General features: G+C 58.8%; 19 protein-coding genes. 5 read left to right on the plus strand and 14 right to left on the minus strand.

Going from position 1 to position 19,960, the window contains the following annotated elements:
• Positions 1–37: 37 nt before the first annotated feature.
• Both fadD1 and fadD2 read right to left on the minus strand, forming a co-directional pair.
• On the minus strand, positions 38–1,738 hold the full coding sequence (gene fadD1 / locus JFU37_RS27435; protein WP_201120160.1) for a long-chain-fatty-acid--CoA ligase FadD1: 1,701 nt from the start codon (positions 1,736–1,738) through the stop codon (positions 38–40).
• A 383-nt stretch (positions 1,739–2,121) separates the two neighbouring features.
• On the minus strand, positions 2,122–3,810 hold the full coding sequence (fadD2, locus tag JFU37_RS27440; RefSeq protein WP_201120161.1) for a long-chain-fatty-acid--CoA ligase FadD2: 1,689 nt from the start codon (positions 3,808–3,810) through the stop codon (positions 2,122–2,124).
• Positions 3,811–4,056: 246 nt separating this feature from the next.
• Here fadD2 and JFU37_RS27445 point away from each other — a divergent pair, with 246 nt between their 5' ends.
• The gene (locus tag JFU37_RS27445) at positions 4,057–5,001 is read left to right on the plus strand and encodes an alpha/beta hydrolase (RefSeq protein WP_201120162.1); all 945 of its coding nucleotides are present in this window, start codon (positions 4,057–4,059) and stop codon (positions 4,999–5,001) included.
• A 42-nt stretch (positions 5,002–5,043) separates the two neighbouring features.
• Entirely contained in the window at positions 5,044–5,514 is a 471-nt protein-coding gene (locus JFU37_RS27450; RefSeq protein ID WP_201120163.1) for a MaoC family dehydratase, read from the plus strand.
• Between the two features lie 146 nt (positions 5,515–5,660).
• Here JFU37_RS27450 and JFU37_RS27455 read toward each other — a convergent pair whose 3' ends face one another.
• From JFU37_RS27455 to JFU37_RS31085, 5 genes are all read right to left on the minus strand, one after another.
• The gene (locus tag JFU37_RS27455) at positions 5,661–6,521 is read right to left on the minus strand and encodes an efflux RND transporter periplasmic adaptor subunit (RefSeq protein ID WP_201120164.1); all 861 of its coding nucleotides are present in this window, start codon (positions 6,519–6,521) and stop codon (positions 5,661–5,663) included.
• An 11-nt stretch (positions 6,522–6,532) separates the two neighbouring features.
• Positions 6,533–6,739, minus strand: coding sequence for a DUF1656 domain-containing protein (locus JFU37_RS27460; protein WP_201120165.1), 207 nt, complete (start codon positions 6,737–6,739; stop codon positions 6,533–6,535).
• Entirely contained in the window at positions 6,726–8,714 is a 1,989-nt protein-coding gene (locus JFU37_RS27465; protein WP_201120166.1) for an FUSC family protein, read from the minus strand. The genes JFU37_RS27460 and JFU37_RS27465 overlap by 14 nt, the downstream gene beginning before the upstream one ends.
• A gap of 239 nt (positions 8,715–8,953) precedes the next feature.
• The gene (locus tag JFU37_RS27470; RefSeq protein WP_201120167.1) at positions 8,954–9,421 is read right to left on the minus strand and encodes a ferritin-like domain-containing protein; all 468 of its coding nucleotides are present in this window, start codon (positions 9,419–9,421) and stop codon (positions 8,954–8,956) included.
• 73 nt (positions 9,422–9,494) lie between these two features.
• Positions 9,495–9,623, minus strand: coding sequence for a hypothetical protein (locus tag JFU37_RS31085; protein WP_274609967.1), 129 nt, complete (start codon positions 9,621–9,623; stop codon positions 9,495–9,497).
• Between the two features lie 2 nt (positions 9,624–9,625).
• On the opposite strand from JFU37_RS31085, the gene JFU37_RS27475 reads away from it, so the two are divergent.
• Positions 9,626–9,862 (plus strand): DUF3820 family protein, encoded by a 237-nt coding sequence (locus tag JFU37_RS27475; protein ID WP_003213031.1) that lies wholly within the window; start codon positions 9,626–9,628, stop codon positions 9,860–9,862.
• A gap of 18 nt (positions 9,863–9,880) precedes the next feature.
• A complete protein-coding gene (locus tag JFU37_RS27480; protein ID WP_201120168.1) occupies positions 9,881–11,062 on the plus strand; it encodes an aminotransferase class V-fold PLP-dependent enzyme in 1,182 nt (393 codons plus the stop codon).
• 2 nt (positions 11,063–11,064) lie between these two features.
• On the opposite strand, the gene JFU37_RS27485 is transcribed toward JFU37_RS27480, so the two are convergent.
• The 4 genes from JFU37_RS27485 to zwf all read right to left on the minus strand — a co-directional run bounded on the left by JFU37_RS27485 (position 11,065) and on the right by zwf (position 14,913).
• Complete coding sequence (locus JFU37_RS27485) at positions 11,065–11,790, minus strand: intradiol ring-cleavage dioxygenase (protein ID WP_201120169.1); 726 nt, start codon at positions 11,788–11,790, stop codon at positions 11,065–11,067.
• Positions 11,791–12,060: 270 nt separating this feature from the next.
• Positions 12,061–12,726: a bifunctional 4-hydroxy-2-oxoglutarate aldolase/2-dehydro-3-deoxy-phosphogluconate aldolase gene (locus JFU37_RS27490; RefSeq protein WP_201120170.1), complete on the minus strand. Its 666-nt coding sequence runs from the start codon at positions 12,724–12,726 to the stop codon at positions 12,061–12,063.
• A 17-nt stretch (positions 12,727–12,743) separates the two neighbouring features.
• On the minus strand, positions 12,744–13,457 hold the full coding sequence (gene pgl, locus JFU37_RS27495) for a 6-phosphogluconolactonase (RefSeq protein ID WP_201120171.1): 714 nt from the start codon (positions 13,455–13,457) through the stop codon (positions 12,744–12,746).
• Positions 13,444–14,913: a glucose-6-phosphate dehydrogenase gene (zwf, locus tag JFU37_RS27500; protein ID WP_201120172.1), complete on the minus strand. Its 1,470-nt coding sequence runs from the start codon at positions 14,911–14,913 to the stop codon at positions 13,444–13,446. The genes pgl and zwf overlap by 14 nt, the downstream gene beginning before the upstream one ends.
• A gap of 227 nt (positions 14,914–15,140) precedes the next feature.
• Here zwf and JFU37_RS27505 point away from each other — a divergent pair, with 227 nt between their 5' ends.
• Positions 15,141–16,001: a MurR/RpiR family transcriptional regulator gene (locus JFU37_RS27505; protein ID WP_177318169.1), complete on the plus strand. Its 861-nt coding sequence runs from the start codon at positions 15,141–15,143 to the stop codon at positions 15,999–16,001.
• 127 nt (positions 16,002–16,128) lie between these two features.
• On the opposite strand, the gene JFU37_RS27510 is transcribed toward JFU37_RS27505, so the two are convergent.
• The 3 genes from JFU37_RS27510 to JFU37_RS27520 form a co-directional block, all read right to left on the minus strand.
• Positions 16,129–16,983, minus strand: coding sequence for a D-hexose-6-phosphate mutarotase (locus tag JFU37_RS27510; protein ID WP_201120173.1), 855 nt, complete (start codon positions 16,981–16,983; stop codon positions 16,129–16,131).
• A 305-nt stretch (positions 16,984–17,288) separates the two neighbouring features.
• Positions 17,289–18,635: a carbohydrate porin gene (locus tag JFU37_RS27515; protein ID WP_201120174.1), complete on the minus strand. Its 1,347-nt coding sequence runs from the start codon at positions 18,633–18,635 to the stop codon at positions 17,289–17,291.
• A 161-nt stretch (positions 18,636–18,796) separates the two neighbouring features.
• Positions 18,797–19,957: an ABC transporter ATP-binding protein gene (locus JFU37_RS27520; protein ID WP_201120175.1), complete on the minus strand. Its 1,161-nt coding sequence runs from the start codon at positions 19,955–19,957 to the stop codon at positions 18,797–18,799.
• Between the last annotated feature and the right edge of the window lie 3 nt (positions 19,958–19,960).

Consider the following 19,960-nt stretch of genomic DNA (forward strand, 5'->3'; position numbering starts at 1 on the left):
CAACAAAAAGCCCCGCATCTGCGGGGCTTTTTGTGGGTTACGCGCCGACCTTCTTGGCAGCGATTTTCTTCAGCTCTTCGTCCCGCAGCTCTCGGCGCAAGATCTTGCCAACGTTGGTGGTCGGCAACGCATCGCGGAACTCCACAGCCCGTGGAACCTTGTAGCCGGTGACGTTGGCGCGCATATGCTCCATCACCTGTTCCTTGGTCAACGTCACGCCCGGTTTGACGACGATGAAGATCTTGATCGCCTCACCCGACTTCTCGTCCGGAACACCGATAGCCGCGCATTGCAGCACGCCCGGCAGGGTCGCCAGCACGTCTTCCAGCTCGTTCGGGTACACGTTGAAACCGGAGACCAGAATCATGTCTTTCTTGCGATCGACGATGCGCATGTAGCCATCAGGCTGGATCAGCGCGATGTCACCGGTCTTCAACCAGCCTTCGCTGTCGAGGATTTCATCGGTGGCGTCCTGGCGCTTCCAATAGCCCTTCATCACTTGCGGACCTTTCACACACAACTCGCCAATTTCGCCCAACGGCTGTTCAACGCCGGCATCGTCGATGACTTTGCATTGGGTCGATGGCACCGGGATACCGATAGTACCGATCTGAATATTCTGGATCGGGTTCACGGTAGCCACCGGGCTGGTTTCGGTCATGCCGTAACCTTCGCAAATCGCGCAACCGGTGACCGCTTTCCAGCGCTCGGCCGCCGCCAGTTGCAAGGCCATGCCGCCGGACAGGGTAATTTTCAGCGCCGAGAAATCCAGCTTGCGGAAGCCTTCGTTGTTGCACAGGGCCACGAACAGGGTGTTGAGACCGACGAAACCGCTGAACTTCCACTTCGACAGTTCCTTGACCATTGCCGGCAGGTCGCGCGGGTTGCTGATCAGGATGTTGTGGTTGCCGATCAGCATCATCGCCATGCAATGAAAGGTGAAGGCATAGATGTGGTACAGCGGCAGCGGTGTGATCAGGATCTCGCAGCCTTCGTGGAGGTTGGAGCCCATCAGCGCCTTGCACTGCAACATGTTCGCCACGAGGTTGCGGTGAGTCAGCATCGCGCCTTTGGCCACGCCAGTGGTGCCACCGGTGTATTGCAGCACCGCGACATCGCTGCTGGTCGGGTTGGCTTCAGCGACGGGCTGGCCGTGACCTTTGCTCAACACGTCGTTGAACTTGATGGCTTTAGGCAAGTGATACGCCGGGACCATCTTCTTCACGTATTTGATGACGCTGTTGATCAGCAGTCGTTTGAGCGGCGGCAGCAGGTCGGCCACTTCGGTGACAATGACGTGCTTGACGCCGGTTTTCGGCACGACAATCTCGGCCAGATGCGCCATGTTGGCCAGGCAGACCAGGGCTTTGGCGCCGGAGTCGTTGAATTGGTGTTCCATTTCCCGCGCGGTGTACAGCGGGTTGGTGTTGACCACGATCAACCCGGCGCGGATGGCACCGAAGACGGCGACCGGGTACTGCAACACGTTAGGCAATTGCACGGCGATTCGATCGCCCGGCTGCAAGTCGGTATGCTGTTGCAAGTACGCGGCAAAAGCGCCGGACAATTCGTACAGCTCACCGTAGGTAAGCGTCTTGCCCAGGTTGCTGAATGCCGGTTTGTCGGCGAAGCGTTGGCATGACTGCTTCAACACTGCCTGAATATTCGGATACTCGTCTGGATTGATGTCGGCAGCAATCCCGGCAGGGTACTTATCCTTCCAAAAGTCTTCGATCATGGAAGCCCACTCCTCAGCAACGCGAATTCAATACCGCATTTGATGCGATTATTATTGGTGTTTGATTATTGGTGAGTCTGGCTTTTACAGAAGGCCGAGAAGTCACAAGCGGGCCGAGAGTAGCAGCTTTGCCAAGGGTCGACTAGAGCCAAAAGCGGCCTCTACGGTCACATTTGTGACTAGTGACAACTTAATAGTCACTTTTAGAGCAAAGATTCTATAGAGCCTTGAAAGCCTCTGAAATCGGGGCTTTAGGCCCCTTAAAAGCTTCGCGGGCAAGCCCGCTCCCACAGGTTCGATGTTGTTCACAAAAGGGTGAACGACGCGAAACCTGTGGGAGCGTGGCTTGCCCGCGATCCGCGCGAAGCGCGGCCATTCAGCGATCAAGCAATATCACGCAACTCCCGCCGCAAAATCTTGCCCACCGGCGTCATCGGCAACGACTCACGCAATACGATGTGCTTGGGCACTTTGTACGCCGTGAAGTTTTCCTTGCAGTAGGCCTTCAGTTCTTCAAGGCTGACACCCGATTCGCGGGCCACCACGAACAACTTCACCGCTTCCCCCGAACGCTCGTCCGGCACGCCGATCACTGCGCAGTTGGCGACTTTCGGGTGCGCCATCACCACGTCTTCAATCTCGTTCGGGTACACGTTGAAACCCGAGACGATGATCATGTCCTTCTTGCGGTCGACGATGCGTACAAAACCGTCCGGGTCGATCACGGCGATGTCGCCGGACTTGAACCAGCCCTCGGCATCCAGCACTTCGGCGGTCGCCTCAGGTTTCTGCCAGTAGCCTTTCATAATCTGCGGGCCCTTGATGCACAGCTCGCCGCGCTCGCCCAACGGTTGCTCGACGCCTTCATCGTTGATGACTTTGAGCGTAGTGCCCGGTACCGGCAAGCCGACCGTGCCGATCCGCGATTTATCGCCATAAGGGTTGGTGCAGGCCACCGGTGAGGTTTCAGTCAGGCCGTAACCTTCAGTGATGCGACAGCCGGTGAGTTCTTCCCAACGCTCGGCGGTGGCCTTGACCAGTGCGGTGCCGCCAGAATTGGTGAGTTTGAGGCTGGAGAAGTCCAGGGACTTGAAATCCGGATGGTCCATCAGCGCGACGAACAGCGTGTTGAGCCCCAGCAACGCCGAGAACCGCCAGTTTTTCAGCTCCTTGATAAAGCCGCCGATGTCTCGCGGATTGGTGATCAGCACATTGTGGTTGCCGGTCACCATCATGCACATGCAGTTCGCCGTGAAGGCATAGATATGGTACAGCGGCAACGGCGCGATCATCACCTCCTGCCCTTCGCGCAGCAACGGCTGACCGTCTTTGCCGAACTGGCCGAGGCAAGCCCGGGCCTGCTGCATGTTTGCCACCAGATTGCCATGGGTCAGCATCGCGCCCTTGGCCAGGCCGGTGGTGCCCCCGGTGTATTGCAACACAGCGATGTCGTCGAGGCTGACTTTCAGTGGTTTGATGCCCAGACCCCGGCCCAGGCGCAGCGCGCTCTTGAAAGAGATGGCCTGCGGCAAGGAATACGCCGGGACCATTTTCTTGACCTTGCTCACCATGGTATTGACCAGCCAGCCCTTGGCGCTGGGCATCAGGTCGCCCATCTTCGCTTCGATCAGGTACTGGATGTCGGTGTCGGGCAGCACTTCCTGGACCTTCTGGCCGAACACATTCAGGTAAACCAATGCCCGGGCACCGGAATCCTTGAACTGATGACGCATCTCCCGCGCGGTGTACAGCGGGTTGGTGTTGACCACGATCAGTCCGGCGCGCAAGGCGCCAAACACGGCAATCGGATAATGCAGGACGTTGGGCATTTGCACCGCGATGCGATCCCCCGGCACCAGGTCGGTGTGGGTTTGCAGGTAACCGGCGAATGCCGCGCTGTAGCGTTCCAGTTCGGCGTAGGTCAGGGTGACGCCCATGTTGCTGAAGGCCGGGCGGTCAGCAAATTTCTTGCAGGAACGCTCGAACACCTCAATCACCGACTTATAGGCCCCTTGGTCAATGTCCAGGGGCACGCCGGCCGGGCGTTTGTCATTCCAGAAATCAGGTTGCATTGTTCTTGTCCTCGTTACCTGAACCTATCCGGGGGCCGCTTTTCTGTCGTTTCTGAAAAGCCAAGCGAAAAGCGGAGCTTCACGGACACTAGCAGCTATGACGAATCAGGCAAATATGCCAACGGGCGTCATTGATCGTGTGAATCTTCCCGCCGTGGCGTGGCCTGATCAGACGACACGTGTGGGATGCGCTATACAATGCAACGACGCCTATGCCACCTGTAGCCCTATGCAAAAGGAATCGCCATGATCCACGATACTTTCTGGCTGACCGCGAGTGACCGCAGTCGCCTTTTCGTCAACCAGTGGCTACCTGCTGGCCCACTCAAGGCAGTCATCCTGCTGGCCCATGGCATGGCTGAACACAGTGGTCGCTACGCCCGTCTGGCAGAAAAACTCTGCGAACAGGGCTACGGTGTTTATGCAATGGACCTGCGTGGACATGGCAAAACTGCCGAAAACGGGACGCTGGGCCATTTCGCCGACGATGACGGGTGGTGCAAGGTCGTCGGTGACCTGGCGAGCCTGAATCAGCACATCGGCCAACAGCATTCCGGCGTGCCGATCGTGCTGCTCGGTCATAGCATGGGCAGCTACATCGCTCAGGCCTATCTGCTGCATCACAGCGCCAGCCTGTACGGTGCCATTCTCAGCGGATCAAACTTTCAACCCATCGCGCTTTATCGTGCGGCGCGGCAAATCGCCCGTCTCGAAAAGCTGCGCCAGGGCCCCAAAGGTCGCAGCGCCTTGATCGAATGGTTGTCGTTCGGCTCGTTCAACAAGTCATTCAAGCCGGTGCGTACCCAATTCGACTGGCTCAGCCGCGATCCGGCAGAGGTCGATCTGTACGCCAATGACCCGCTTTGCGGCTTTCGCTGCACCAATCAGCTGTGGATCGATTTGCTTGGCGGGTTGCAGCAAATCAGCAAAGCGTCCAATCTCGCCCAGATCGATCCGGGCCTGCCGCTATTGGTGATAGGCGGCGAATGTGATCCGGTGAGTGAAGGCAAACGTCTGAAAAGTCTGGCCCACGCGCTGCGGGAGGCTGGCAGCCGCCATCTGCAACTGACTATTTACCCGCAGGCACGGCACGAACTGTTCAACGAGAGTAATCGTGATGAAGTGATCGCCGACGTGTTGAACTGGATCGCCCAGACGCTGAGTACTGGCCGACCGCACAGAACCGAATAGTTTTTTTGTGATTTTTTTTATTCGTGACAGGAATTGAGACACATGACCCAGGTTACCAACACCCCCTACGAAGCCCTTGAAATCGGTCAGACCGCCAGCTACAGCAAGACGGTCGAAGAGCGTGACATTCAGTTGTTCGCCGCCATGTCCGGTGACCACAATCCGGTGCACCTGGACGCTGAATTCGCCGCCGGCACCATGTTCAAGGAGCGCATCGCACACGGCATGTTCAGCGGCGCGCTGATCAGTGCAGCCGTTGCCTGCGAGCTGCCTGGGCCGGGGACTATTTATATCGGTCAGCAGATGAGCTTTCAGAAGCCGGTGAAGATTGGTGACACGCTGACCGTGCGCCTGGAGATTCTCGAGAAGCTGCCAAAGTTTCGCGTGCGTATTGCCACTCGGGTATTCAACCAGCGCGATGAGTTGGTGGTGGATGGCGAAGCGGAGATTCTGGCACCGCGCAAGCAGCAGACCGTGACATTACCGACTCTGCCGGCGATCAGCATCGGTTGATGCCGTACACCTGTAGGAGCGAGCTTGCTCGCGAAAGACGTTAACGATAACGCGTTCGTCCTGAATAAACGCGTGGCTCTCAAGTCCTTCGCGAGCAAGCTCGCTCCTACAGGTGGCTCGGGCCGCGTTCGGACGATCTTTTGATCTTAGGGCCTCTCCTGCACCTGCACACTCGCCGTCATCCCCGAACTCAAGTTGATCCCATCGGGCACCTTGTCCAGTTTGATCCGCACTGGAATGCGCTGCGCCAGCCTGACCCAGTTAAACGTCGGTTCCACTTCCGCCAGTAACTGCCCATCCGGCGTGGTGTTGCGGTCGGTGATCCCGCGACTGATGCTTTCCACCTGCCCGTCCAGTGCCTCCCCCGCACTCATCAACCACACCTTCACCGGATCGCCCACACGAATCCTCGGCAGTTTGGTTTCTTCAAAATACGCCTGCACATAAAAAGTCGAATCATCGATCAACGCCATCACTGACTGCCCGGCATTCACGTAGTTACCTTCCGCCAGACGCAGGTTGGTGATGTGGCCGTTACGCGGCGCGTGGACCTGGCTGCGGGCCAGGTTGAGTTCGGCGACTTTGGCTTCGGCCTGGGCCTCACGCAGTTCTCCACGGGCGATGCCGGCATTGATTTGCGCATTCTCGCGTAGCTCGGCACTGATCGCTTGCGGTCCGAGGCTGGCACGCCGGCCGGCTTCGCGTTCACGCAGATTGAGTTGCTGCTGGCGGGTCTGCACCACCGCTTGAGCTTTCTCCAGCGCGGCTTCGAAACGGTCGCGGTCGATGCTCATCAACAAGTCGCCTGCCTTGACCTGCTGGTTATCGAACGCTTTGAGTTCACGCACCCAACCCGACACGTCGGGGGCGATGACCACCACGTCAGCGCGGATCCGCGCATCGCGGGTCCAGGGTGTCAGCATGTAGTACTGCCACAAATGAAATCCGGCGAAGATCGCCACCGCCACCAGGCACAGGGTTACCGCGACACGTACGGGTGTACGCATGTTCAACTCCTTTATAAAGGTCCGAGCACGACGGTGATCAGGGTCAATACACAGACGTACAAGGCGCAATCGAAGAGTGCTTCGTGCCAGATCCAGCGGCCCACGGGCGTCAGGCGCAACAGCATGCGCAAGGCCCCGGTGACCAGCAGCGCCAGCACCACATAAATCAGAAACGGACTGAGCAGCACACCGCCCACCGACCATTCACGCAAGCCCATGACTTTGCTCCTGTTGACGACACCAGGCACGCCAGCTGTTCTGCAACTGCAGCACTGCGCCCTGGGCCAGTTTTACGGCATCGCTGGGGGGCAACGCGTACAACGTCTTCAAGAACTCTTCGCTGGGTTGCTCCAGCGCATCGGCATGGTTGCCGGCCGGACCTTGCACCAGGGCTTTTTCCAGCTGTTCGAGATAACGCCGTTGCGGCGCACTGACCGGCACTTGCGCGACCGCCAGGCTCAAACGCAGATGCAGCAATTCGTCGCCGATGTCCAAGCCCAGCAAACCGTCATCCCAACGACTGCGCGCCTGTTCCGGCAATTCAGGGTAGTGCCGCGCCAGTTGCAGCAAGCGGTCGGCCATTCGTCCGCCGAACCAGCTTTCGGCACCGCGCAGGTTGCGTCGGGTCAGGCGCCCCAGATCGTCGAGGGTCGCCGCCAACAACCGTCGGCCATGCCACGCCGGGTTGCGCAGGATCAGCAAGTGGAACGCCAGCACGGCGGCGCCGACACCAATGATCATGGCCTGAGCACTGTTGAAGAAATTCGCGACATCGAATTTCATGGTGTTGAGCGGCGAGACCAACACGATGAAGTGCAGACAGAACGACGTGGCCGTGGCGCCGATCTGCGGCTTGGCCATGCCCAGCGCCCCGAGAAACAGTGGCACACCCATGCCCATGCAGAGCAACGCAAAACCACTCCACTGCGGCAGCAGAATCTGACCGACGATAAACGCCGACGGGACCGCCAACAGGATGCCGCGCAGGAAACTCATGCCGATCTGGGCACCGTTTTCACGGCTGGCAAACAGGCTGCACACCACACAGGTCAGCACCAGCGCACCCGACGCGGCGGGCCACGCAGTCGCCAGCCAGAAGCACGAGACCACCAGAAACGCCAAGGCACTGCGGGCACCGAAAACCAGGGCCAATGGCAGGTCGCGATGCGGCGTCAGGGTTCGCGGCGGATCGACCGTTTCCTTGCCCTCCTCCACCGCTTTCAACGCTGCGGTCGCGGCCATAGCGGTATCGAGCAACAACGTGAAACGGGCCAGGCAGTAACTCTGCGCGGAGCTGATGTGGGGGTCATGGGACGCGTCGAGCAGTTGCGGTCGCAAGGCTTGCAGGGTCGGCGTATCGGAACCCTTGAGCGCCTCCTGCACCTCGGTCATCCACGGCGACAGGTGCTCGGCTTCCTGCGGTTCCAACTGCTTCCACTGACGGCGTACCGAACGCGCGATGCGCAGCAACATCAACAGTTTCTGGCTCAACCCGCTGATGGCCCGCGCGCGTTGTCGACCAAGTCCGCCTTCAAACCAGGCGTGCTCGCGCTGGGCATCCACGGCGACGATCCTGCCGAGAATTTCCAGTAGACCTTTACGCGCCTGGCTATCGCCGGCCAGGGTCGCGCGCGCGGCCTTCGTGCCACTTTCCCACGCCGCCCGGGCCTGATCCGACAGTTGCCGTTCGACCCGCATCGGCCACAGCAGCGCACTGGTCGCTGTGGCGCAGAGAATGCCCAGGCAGATTTCCGTACAGCGAGCCACCGCTTGATCAAACACCGTGAGCGGATGGGCAATGGCGGGCAATGCGATGATCGCCACTGTGTAACCGGCCAGCACGAAGGAATAGGACCAGGCACTGCGCAGCAAGGTCGAACTCGCCGTACACAGCCCGAGCCACAACGCCAACGCCAACAGAAACAGCCACGGTGTCTGGGCGAACAACCCCATGAACACCACCGACATGAGCGTCCCGACCAGCGTACCCAACAGCCGCGCCAAGCCTTTTTGCACCACCATTCCAGACAACGGCTGAGCGACGATGAATGCCGTCATCAAGGCCCAGGCCGGCTGCTCCAGCCCCCAGCGCAACGCCAGCCACAGCGACAGGCCGCCGCCGATCAACGTCTTGATCGCGAACTGAATGGCGCGGCGGTCAGGCGCAAACAAAGCCTGGAAAGTGATCGGCACGTAAAACTCTCTTGAAAGGACGATTTAACGGTAGACGGCTTCGATGCGAAGACATCAAAAGATCGCAGCTTATGTAGGAGCTGCCGAAGGCTGCGATCTTTTGGCGGCATTGAGGTCGCCCAAAAGCAAGATCAAAAGATCGCAGCCTTCGGCAGCTCCTACAAGGGCCGATGTCAGTGTTAATCGCCAGGCACAAAAAAACGCCAGACTGGCTGGCGTTTTTGACAGACAACGAACGCTTACGAGCGTGCGCGAGCCTGGTTACGCAGGGCTTTTACCTGATCGTGATTACGTTGCACGCCGTGATACTGACGTTCAACCAGGTCACGAATGCCTACCAGGTTGTGTTTGTTGATTTTTTCGAGGGCGTCCTTGTACGCCTTCAACGCGTGGTCTTCACCGCGCTCGGCTTCGTTCAACACGGCCTCTTCACCTTTACCGGTGAACATCGCTTTCACGTCAACCCAACGACGGTGCAAGTCACCGCTGACGCTAGTGGAGGTTTCGGGATCGCCGCCCATCGAACGTACCGTGCTCTGCAGTTCCGCCGCAGCGGTTGCACAATCGGCCGAGCGTTGCACGAACAGGGTTTTGAGTTCAGGGTGTTTGATGTCTTCAGCGCAAGTCTTGAACCCTTCCTGACCGTCTTTACTGGTTTCAATCAGGTCGTTGAGTACAGAAATCGCTTCTTTATTCATGTCGGTCATTTTTCAATTCCTTGCGGGTTGATGAAAGATGCAATAACCGTTGCACCCTGCATGCCAGCTTCGAATTTGTTAACTAATCGTTATTATTCAATGACTTAATTTTTATAACCGAATCTGTATCCGCTTTTTTTGCATGATCTGTCATTTGGCCTGCATGCAGAATGCCTGTATTTTCCTGACTGTTTGAATCACGACGACTCATTGATGAACCCTGAAAAGCTCGAACTGCTGATTACCCGTGAAATGCCCTTCGGCAAATACAAAGGCCGAATCATTGCCGACCTGCCCGGCCCCTACCTGAACTGGTTCGCCCGGGAAGGTTTCCCCCATGGCGAACTCGGCGGCTTGTTGGCCCTGATGCAGGAAATCGATCACAACGGCTTGTCGGAATTGCTCGAACCACTGCGCGCCAAACATGGCAAACCCGCACCCCGCCATTGATCCTGGACCTTGTACCTCATGCCCGATAACACCCGCCGCGCCCGTGATGAAGCCTTCTGGCAGATATTTGCCGACCGTTACACCGTCGAACCCGGCCCAGTGAATCTGGAAAACGGCTACTTCGGGCGCCTGTCGCGCACAGTGGTCGAGGAGTATCAGCGCAACATCGAACTGATCAACCGTAGTAACTCGGTTTACGTGCGCCAGCGTTTCGAACAGGGCGACAGCCTGGACATTCGCGCGCAGCTCGCCGAGCTGGTTGGCGTCCCCGCCGAAACGGTCGCCCTCACTCGCAACGCTACAGAGGGTTTGCAATCACTGATCCGCAACTACAACGGCCTGAAGCCGGGCGATCAGGTGCTGATAAGTGATCTGGAATACGACACGGTAAAAGGCGCAATGCGCTGGCTGGCGCGCAATCGCGGTGTCGAAGTGATCGAGATCGAGCACACTCACCCTGCGAGCTTCGACAGTTTGTTGAACACTTACCGCGAAGCCTTCGAGCGTTATCCGCGACTGAAACTGCTGGCCCTGACCCATGTCACCCACCGCACGGGGCTGGTCATGCCGGTCAAGGCGATCGCCGCAGCGGCTCGGGAACATGGGATCGACGTGATCCTCGACGGCGCTCATGCGCTCGGCCAGATCGAGTTTAATCTCGATGATTTGGGTATCGAATTCGCCGGCTACAACCTGCACAAATGGATCGGTGCGCCGCTGACCCTGGGTTTCATCTATATCGCCCCCGAGCGCCTGGCCGACATCGACCCGGACATGGGCGAGATGCACTTTCCACTCGATGACATTCGCGCCCGCACGCCGTATAGCACGCCGAATATTCCGGCACTGCTGACCCTGCCGCTGGTGTTCGAAGAGCATCACGCGATGGGCGGTTCCGCAGCCAAAGGCGCACGGCTCAATTACCTGCGCAACCTGTGGGTGAGAGCAGTGCGGGAGCTGCCGGGGATCGAAGTCATGACCCCGGATGACCCGCGCCTTTATTGCTGCATCACGTCGATGCGCTTCACTCGGCATGCCGATCAGCAGACGATGGTTGACCGGCTGCTCAATGACTACAACCTGTTTACCGTAGTGCGCAGCGGCGCGGCGTGTGGGCCGTGTATTCGCATTACCCCAGGGCTTACTACAACGGCAGCGCACATGACGTTACTGACCAAGGCACTGAACGAGCTGCGTTGACGTCACACGGTGTACTTGTCGAAGTCTTCGGGCTTGATGTGTGTCGACACCGCAAACGTGTCGATACCGATGGTGAGGTGCCCGAAAAAACCGTCTTCATGTGAGTCTCGACCTATGGCGTGAACATTCAACGTTGAGGCTTCGCCCCCCATGGTCTTATAAAAAAAATCCTGTGCATTGGTCAGCGACGGGACGGCTCGACCGCTGTACGCCCTGGCGTTAAGTACCGAACGCGAGGCCACCTCGGGAAAATAAAGCTGGCCGACCCAGGCGACGTGCCGCGCGTCCATGCAATGGTTACCGGCCGTCACGCGTACGGCTACGTGGATGTGCAAGGCGCGGCCCGCGTAGAACCCCGGATACGTGGTGGTAAACCGCACGATGCCCCTTTTGTCCGTGCATTGCCCTCCACGTAAATAGGTGTCGTCGTCAGTTCGCGGGATCGCACCAATATCCCCGACGTCGACTTCCTTGTCCGGGTTCACCAGGCTCCAGCCCGAATAGGCCCCGCGTGCGTTGCAATGCCAGATATCGACCACGGCGTCTGTCACCGGCTGCCCGGTCATGGCATCGACGATCGTCAGCCGTAGCACCAAGGGAATACCCTCGGTGCCTTCGCTGATGTTTCGTCTGATCAGTTTCGGGTTGCGGAAATAAGGGCCGGCGATCTGCTCGGGTGACAGCTGGTAAACCGGTTGTACCGATGTAGCTGAGGTGTTGTCGTCCATGATGTTCGCTCTTCCATAAGATGAACTCAGGTTAGCGTCGGACGAGCGGCGAGATGCGGTAACTATGTATCGCACGATGTCTCATGTAGGAGCGAGCTTGCTCGCGAAAAACTTCGGGAGATCGCGATCATTCAGACAGCACGCGTTATCGTTATCGTCCATCGCGAGCAGGCTCGCTCCCACCGTTTTTCGCGGGCAAAAAAAAACGGTGCACCGACCAAGCGCACCGTAAAGCCGTAGAACACACAACGAAGTGTCTGGTGAATCCGATCAGTCCAGCAGCGCCAATGCCTCAGCGGTGCATTCCTGAATGCGCGCCCAGTCGCCGTTCTTGATCCACTCAGGGTCAAGCATCCAGCTACCGCCCACGCACATGACATTTTTCAACGCCATGTAGCTCTTGATGTTGGCCGGGCCGACGCCGCCGGTCGGGCAGAATTTCACTTCGCCGAACGGGCCACCCAGGGCCTTGATAGCGGCGACACCACCGCTGACTTCCGCCGGGAACAGCTTGAAGCGGCGATAGCCCAGACCGTAGCCTTCCATGATGCCCGAGGCATTGCTGATGCCCGGCAACAGCGGAATCGGGCTGTCGACGCTGGCTTCCAGCAGGTCACGGGTGATACCCGGTGTGACGATGAACTGCGAACCGGCGGCTTCCGCAGCGGCGAGCATGGTGCGATCCAGCACTGTGCCAGCGCCGGTCACCAGTTCCGGACGCTGCTCGCGCAGAATCTGGATGGCCTTGAGGCCGAACTGCGAACGCAGCGTCACTTCCAGGGCCGTCAGGCCACCGGCGGCGAGGGCGTCGGCCAACGGCAGAATGTCCTGTTCGCGAGCAATGGTGATCACCGGCAGGATCCGCGCTTTAGCGCAGAGGCTGTCGATCAGGGCAATTTTGTCCGCCATGGAAACGGTCGGGGATGTGTTTTTCATAGCGGCTGATCCTTGGCTCATGGGCACCAGTAAATCTCTAACGTAGGTTGCAGAAACGCGCGAATCGGCATGGCGGCGACATCGTCACCGGCCAATGCGGCACTCAGGGTGGTCAGCTTGGACTGACCGGAAATCGATAAAACGGTGTTCTTGGCCGAGGCCAGCAGCGCGCGACTCATGGTCAGGCGCTGATGCGGAACGGTCGGTGCCAGCATCGGCCAGCAGCGACGTGTGCCGTCGATTTTCAAGGCATCGGCCAGGTTCGGGCTATTCGGGAACAGCGAAGCGGTGTGACCGTCATCGCCCATGCCGAGTATCAGCACGTCGATCGGCGGCAACTCGGCGAGCAAACGGTCGGCTTGCTCGGCTGCCAGCTCAAGGTTCGCGGTGGCGCTGTACAGACTCAGGAACTGAGCCTTCGCCACCGGGCCTTGCAACAGGTAGCGCTTAAGTAGACCGGCATTGCTGTCGGCATGCTCTACCGGCACCCAGCGCTCGTCGGCCAGGGTGACGACCACCTTGGACCAGTCCAGCTTCTGCTTGGCCAGGTGCTGGAAAAACGCCACCGGGCTGCGTCCACCTGATACCACCAGCGTCGCGGAGCCGCGAGCGTCGATGGCGTCACTCAGTTGCTTGGCCACATTCAGCGCCAAACCATCGGCCAGCAACACCGGGCTTTTGAACTCATGGGCGCTGACGCCCTGAGGCAGTTTCAATTCAGATATCGCCATACCACGACCTCCCATCCCGCGTGATCAGTGCAATGGAGCTCATCGGCCCCCAGGACCCGGCCGCGTACGGCTTGGGCGCATCACCGGATTTTTTCCACCCGGCGATCAACTGGTCACACCACTTCCACGCGGCTTCGATTTCATCTTTACGGACAAACAGGTTCTGATTGCCGCGCATCACTTCCAGCAACAACCGCTCATACGCATCGGGAATCCGTGCGCTGCGCCAGGTGTCGGAAAAATTCAACTGCAACGGACCGCTGCGCAGCTGCATGCCCTTGTCCAGGCCTTGCTCTTTAGTCATCACGCGCAAGGAAATGCCTTCGTCCGGTTGCAGGCGGATAATCAGTTTGTTGCTGATCTGCAGGCGCTGCTCGGGAGCGAAGATGTAGTGCGACGGTTCCTTGAAGTGGATGACGATCTGCGACAGCTTCTGCGGCATGCGCTTGCCGGTACGCAGGTAAAACGGCACACCGGCCCAGCGCCAGTTGCGGATATCGGCACGCAGGGCGACGAAGGTTTCGGTGTCGCTCTGGGTATTGGAGTTCGGTTCTTCCAGGTAACCGGGAACCGGTTTACCTTCGCTGTAACCGGCAATGTACTGGCCGCGCACCACTTGAGTGGTCAGGCCTTCCGGGCTGATCGGCGCCAGCGCCTTGAGCACTTTGACCTTCTCGTCACGGATGCTGTCGGCGGACAAGTCGGCCGGCGGGTCCATGGCGATCAGGCAGAGCAGTTGCAGCAGGTGATTCTGGATCATGTCCCGCAGCTGACCGGCCTTGTCGAAGTAGCCCCAGCGGCCTTCGATCCCGACCTTCTCGGCCACGGTGATTTCCACGTGGGAAATGTAATTCTGGTTCCACTGGGTTTCGAACAGGCTGTTGGCGAAACGCAGGGCGATCAGGTTTTGAACGGTCTCTTTGCCCAGGTAGTGGTCGATGCGGTAAGTGCGGTTCTCCGGGAAGAACTGCGCCACGGCGTCGTTGACCTTGCGCGAGGATTCCAGATCGGAACCGATGGGTTTTTCCAGCACCACACGCGTGTTTTCGGCCAGACCGACCTTCGCCAGATTCTCGCAAATCGAGCCATAAACAGCGGCCGGCGTGGCGAAGTAGGCAATCACACGCTGAGCGCTGCCGGCCAATTCAGCCAGGGCGACATAATCGTCAGCCTTGAGGAAGTCGACGTGCAGGTAACTCAGGCGAGCCAGGAAACGTTCGACCACGGCTTCGTCCAGCTCTTTGGCACCGACGTAACGACGCAGCTCAGAGGCGATGAACGCCAGATGCTCTTGCTCGCTGCCGGATTCACGGGCCAGCGCGATAATCCGCGTGTCCTCATGCAGCAGGCCTGCGCCATCCAGTTGATAAAGGGCAGGAAACAGCTTGCGCAAGGCCAGATCGCCGAGGGCGCCGAACAAGGCAAAGGTGCACGGTTCAACCGTAATCGAAGGCATGATGTTTGTTCTTTTATCAAGTTAAGCTACAAATACCTTTTTTCAAGGCATCACTCAAGGGAAAATGTAGTAATAACCACAACATTTTCGCAAAATACAGATTCCGAGTGGTGGTCGGTCGGAGCCATCAGTAGGATAGGCCACCGTTACGGGCCGCATCAAAGGCCCTTTTTGCATAGCAGCGCGCTTTTTTTGCGCTGCTGACTTAAGGAACATTTATGGACCGCGTGCGAAATTTACTGGAACAGATCCAGAATCGCCTTGAAGACCTGAACAAGGCCGAACGCAAAGTCGCCGAAGTGATCCTGCTCAACCCACAGCAGGCCACCCGGTTCAGCATCGCCGCCCTCGCCCAGGCCTCAAAGGTCAGCGAGCCGACGGTCAACCGTTTCTGCCGTTCGTTTGGCGTCAGCGGTTATCCCGAACTCAAGCTTCAACTGGCTCAGAGCCTGGCCAGTGGTGCGGCGTATGTCAGCCGTGCGGTCGAGGCGGACGACAATCCGGAAGCGTATACCAAGAAGATTTTCGGCAGCGCCATTGCGTCGTTGGACAGTGCCTTGCAGGCATTGGACCCGAACCTGATCAGCCGCGCCGTCGACCTGTTGATCCAGGCCCGACAGATCCACTTCTTTGGCCTCGGCGCCTCGGCTCCGGTGGCGCTGGACGCGCAGCACAAATTCTTCCGCTTCAACCTGGCCGTGACGGCCCATGCCGACGTGCTGATGCAGCGCATGATCGCGTCGGTGGCTCACACGGGTGAGTTGTTCGTGATCATTTCCTACACCGGCCGCACCCGCGAGCTGGTAGAAGTGGCGCGCATCGCTCGAGAAAACGGGGCTTCGGTACTGGGCTTGACCGCCGAAGGCTCGCCACTGGCCAAGGCCAGCACCTTGAGCCTGAACATTCCACTGCCGGAAGACACCGACATCTATATGCCGATGACGTCGCGGATCATTCAGCTGACCGTGCTGGACGTGCTCGCCACCGGCATGACCTTACGCCGGGGCGTGGATTTCCAGCCGCATTTGCGCAAGATCAAGGAAAGCTTGAATGCCAGTCGGTATCCGATTGGGGATGAGTTTAACTAGGACGCTTCGCGTAAAAGATCGCAGCCTCGTTTCACTCGACAGCTCCTACAAGGGATCGCGTAGACCTGTGGACCTGTGGACCTGTAGGAGCTGTCGAGCGAAGCGAGGCTGCGATCTTTTGATCTGTCTAAACCCCAACCCTAGCCTGCAAACTCAAATGCGCCCTCTCCCCCGGCGCCAATCTCAGGCTATCGGTCCCGCCGCTGGCCGCCTCAACACAGACAAACTCGGAAATTTCATTCCAGCTCACCCCCAATAACGGTCGTGAGCCAGGGTGCCACACCACGGTATCCGCATCGTCACCGGTATCGATACACAACGCTCGCTGCCAGGCGTGGTCGTTGAGCTGCAATTCGCCCTCATGCTGGAACACTCGCTGGCAACCGCCATCGACCCGCAACTCACCTTCCTGATGACAAACCTGCCGGCTCAACTGATCGTAACCCTGTGCGCCGTCGAGCCCAGACAGCGCTACCTCGCCGATGTCACCAATACGCCAATACGCGTGCAACGCCTGGCTCAATTGGCACGGCAGGCTGTCCTTATGCTCGGTGCTCAGGCGCAAATCCATCCGCTCGCCCAGGTGCGCATGCAGGTCCACTTGCCAGTCGCACAACTGAAGCTGCCAATGCAGGCGCACACCCTCCTCGTCACTGCTGCTGTCGAGCAACTTCCAGTCGATCAGCCGCGCCCAGCCATGGGACGGCCAGGCGTTTTCACTCGGATGACGGCCATACCACGGCCAGCACACCGGCACGCCGCCACGAATGGCGCCGACCTGTGGCCACTTCGCCGCGCACCAGAGCCAGGGTTTCTGCCCTTTGGGCTGGAAGTGCAGCAGCTGCGCGCCCTGCCGACTGAACACCGCCTGACACAGTGGATGATCAATCACCAGCACATCGCGCATCTGATAGCGCTCCCACGCAAACACAGGACGTTCGCGCAAGGATTTGAAGAAGCGTTGTAGCGGATGCTCATGCATGTGCCACGGTCCTGAAAATCATGGGTGTATTCATACTTTTGTGCCCAGTGAACCACTGTGGCGAGGGGATTTATCGGAACGCCGCACCGCCCCGTTGGGCTGCGAAGCGGCCCCCAGATCTGACACCGCGGTGTGCCAGAAACACCGTATGCAATGGTTTACGACTGCTTCGCAGCCGAACGGGGATAAATCCCCTCGCCACAATGCGCCAGACATGACATTCCTTGTAAGCCCCCCAAAAAAAAGCGGACAGCCTTGGCCATCCGCAAATATGCGCACATAGAGAGGAGCTTATCGCAACAGCGTTAGAACACCGACTGAATTTTCAGGCCGGCCACCAGCGCGTTGTCGACTTCATCGACACCGCCCGGGTGAGTCACGTATTGCAGGTTAGGCCGCACCGTCAGCCAGTTGGTCACGTGGAAACCGTAGTTGATCTCGTAGTTGTACTCAGTGGTTCGCAGCGGCGAAAACAGTGGATTGTCGTAGTCGGTGACTCCATTGGAGGCGTTGACCAACTCGGCGTTTGTCTTCACGTCATCGTTGACATGGATACGGGCGAAACCGATGCCGACATCATCTTTTGGACGTGCATCGAACGGGCCCTTGTACACAAACATCAGCGACTGGTAGTTGTCGACGACGTTGGTGTCCTTGTCGTGAAAGGTGGCGTTGGCCGCGATGTTCAGACCGCGAGAAGCGTCACCGTTATGGCTGGTGAGTTGTTGCTGCGCAACGAACCAGTAGCCGTGCTTGCTATCGTGAACGCGGTAGCTGTTACCCGTGGTCGCAGCGTCCTGGCCATTGTCGTCTTTGAGCACGTCATTGGCATCGGCGGTGCTCTTGTAGTAACCCACACGGTATTCGCCCGGCAGGCTGTTGACCTTCGGCGACCAGACCAGCTCGACCGGCAACACGGTGCCTTCGGTACCACTGCCGCTGAGCTTGAAGCCGTTGCCGTGCTCCAGTTGCGTCGGGTTCTGGTTGTACGCGCCGATCTGCGCATACAACTCAGGCGTGATGTTGTACTTCACGCGGATCGCCGCCTGGCTGACCGGCCAGTTGTACCAGACGTTGGTGGCCCAGTTACCCACTTGGGAACCGCAGAACGCCAGGTTCTGGAATTCGCACGGGAAGGTGTTGAAGTCTTCACCTTCACCGAAGTAACCGGCTTTGACGTCCAGTTTATTGTCGAGGAACTGGTGTTGGACCCACAGCTGGGTCAGACGGACCATATGGCCACGGCCGTAGACTTCCTGCGAGGAACTCAAGGTGCCGGCACGCGGGTCGCCGACACGGTCATTGGAGATGTTCTGACCGTTACGGTTGGTGAGCTGGATCTTGGCCTGGGTGTTATCCCAGCCCCACAGCTTTTGCAGGTCCAGTGCCACGCCCAGACCAAACTGGTCGGCGTAACGCGCGGTCTTGTCGTCGTTGAAGCCACCGTGGAGATTGCCGCCCACTTCACCGACGTAATCTGCCTTGATGTCGATCCCTTGCTCGATCAGCTTGGTCCGCTCGCCACCCCAGTCCCCCGTCATCCACTTGGAATCGGCGCTGAACGCGTCAGCCGCGTGAACGTTACCGGCCATCGTCATCACCGCAATAGCTGACAACTGACAGATAAGCTGAGCGTTGTTCTTCTTCTTCATCCCTACATCCTCGTTTTATTGTTATTAACTGTTATCTAACGCGGTTACATCCCTTGTAGGAGCGAGCTTGCTCCGGGCGGCGTTCCGACGAAGGTGTGTCAGCTGCATTGATGTCGACTGACACTCCATCGCGAGCAGGCTCGCTCCCACATTTTTGGTCTTCAGCGGCCTTTGAATTGGGTCACGTTGGCAGCTCGTGTCTCGGTTTGCGGCAGACCGGCCACCCCCAGGCGCTCACCGGTCTTGGCATCAAACAGCAGCACTTTCGATGGATCGAATTGCAGGGTCAGGGTCTCGCCGACGTCAGGCGCGACGTCCGGAGCCAGACGGCAGCAGACTTTGGTGTCGTTGAGATTGACGAACACCAGGGTGTCGGGACCGGTCGGCTCGGTGACCTGGACTTCGGCGCGGATGGTTGGCAAACCGTTCGCTTCGCCGTTGGCCAGCACGATCTGCTCCGGACGCATGCCGAGGATCACTTCGCGATCTTCGAGGCCGGCGTCCTGCATGCCCAACGGCAATTCGCAACGCGCCTGACCGCTGTCGAGCAGCGCCACCAGCCGACCTTCCTTGCGTTGCAAACGCAGGGGGATGAAGTTCATCGGCGGCGAACCGATAAAACTCGCCACGAACAGGTTGGCCGGATCGTTGTAGATCTGCTTCGGCGTGCCGAACTGCTGGATGATTCCGTCCTTCATCACCGCCACCTTGTCGCCCAGGGTCATGGCTTCGATCTGGTCGTGAGTCACGTAGACCGTGGTGGTTTTCAGGCGCTGGTGCATCAGTTTCATTTCGGTGCGCATCTCGACCCGCAGCTTGGCGTCGAGGTTGGACAGCGGTTCGTCAAACAGGTAAATCTTCGGCCGCCGCGCCAGGGCACGGCCCATCGCCACGCGCTGTTGCTGACCACCGGAGAGTTGGCCGGGCTTGCGGCTGAGCAGGTGTTCGATCTGCAACAGCTTGGCGACGCGAGCGACTTCTTCGTCGATTTCGGCGGCGGGCATTTTGCGAATCTTCAGACCGAACGCGATGTTGTCGCGCACGCTCATGGTCGGGTACAGCGCGTAGGACTGGAACACCATGGCGATGTCGCGATCTTTCGGGCTCATGCCGCTGATGTCGGCATCGTCCACCAGAATCGCGCCGCCACTGATGTTTTCCAGGCCGGCGATGCAGTTCATCAAGGTGGATTTGCCGCAACCGGACGGACCGACCAGGATCAGGAACTCACCGTCATCGATCTTCAGTTCAATGTTTTTCAGGGTGTCCGGCAACCCGGCACCGTAGGTTTTGTTGACGTTGCGTAATTCGAGAGTTGCCATGTT

This window comes from Pseudomonas sp. TH41, assembly GCF_016650695.1.
Classification (GTDB): Bacteria; Pseudomonadota; Gammaproteobacteria; order Pseudomonadales; family Pseudomonadaceae; genus Aquipseudomonas.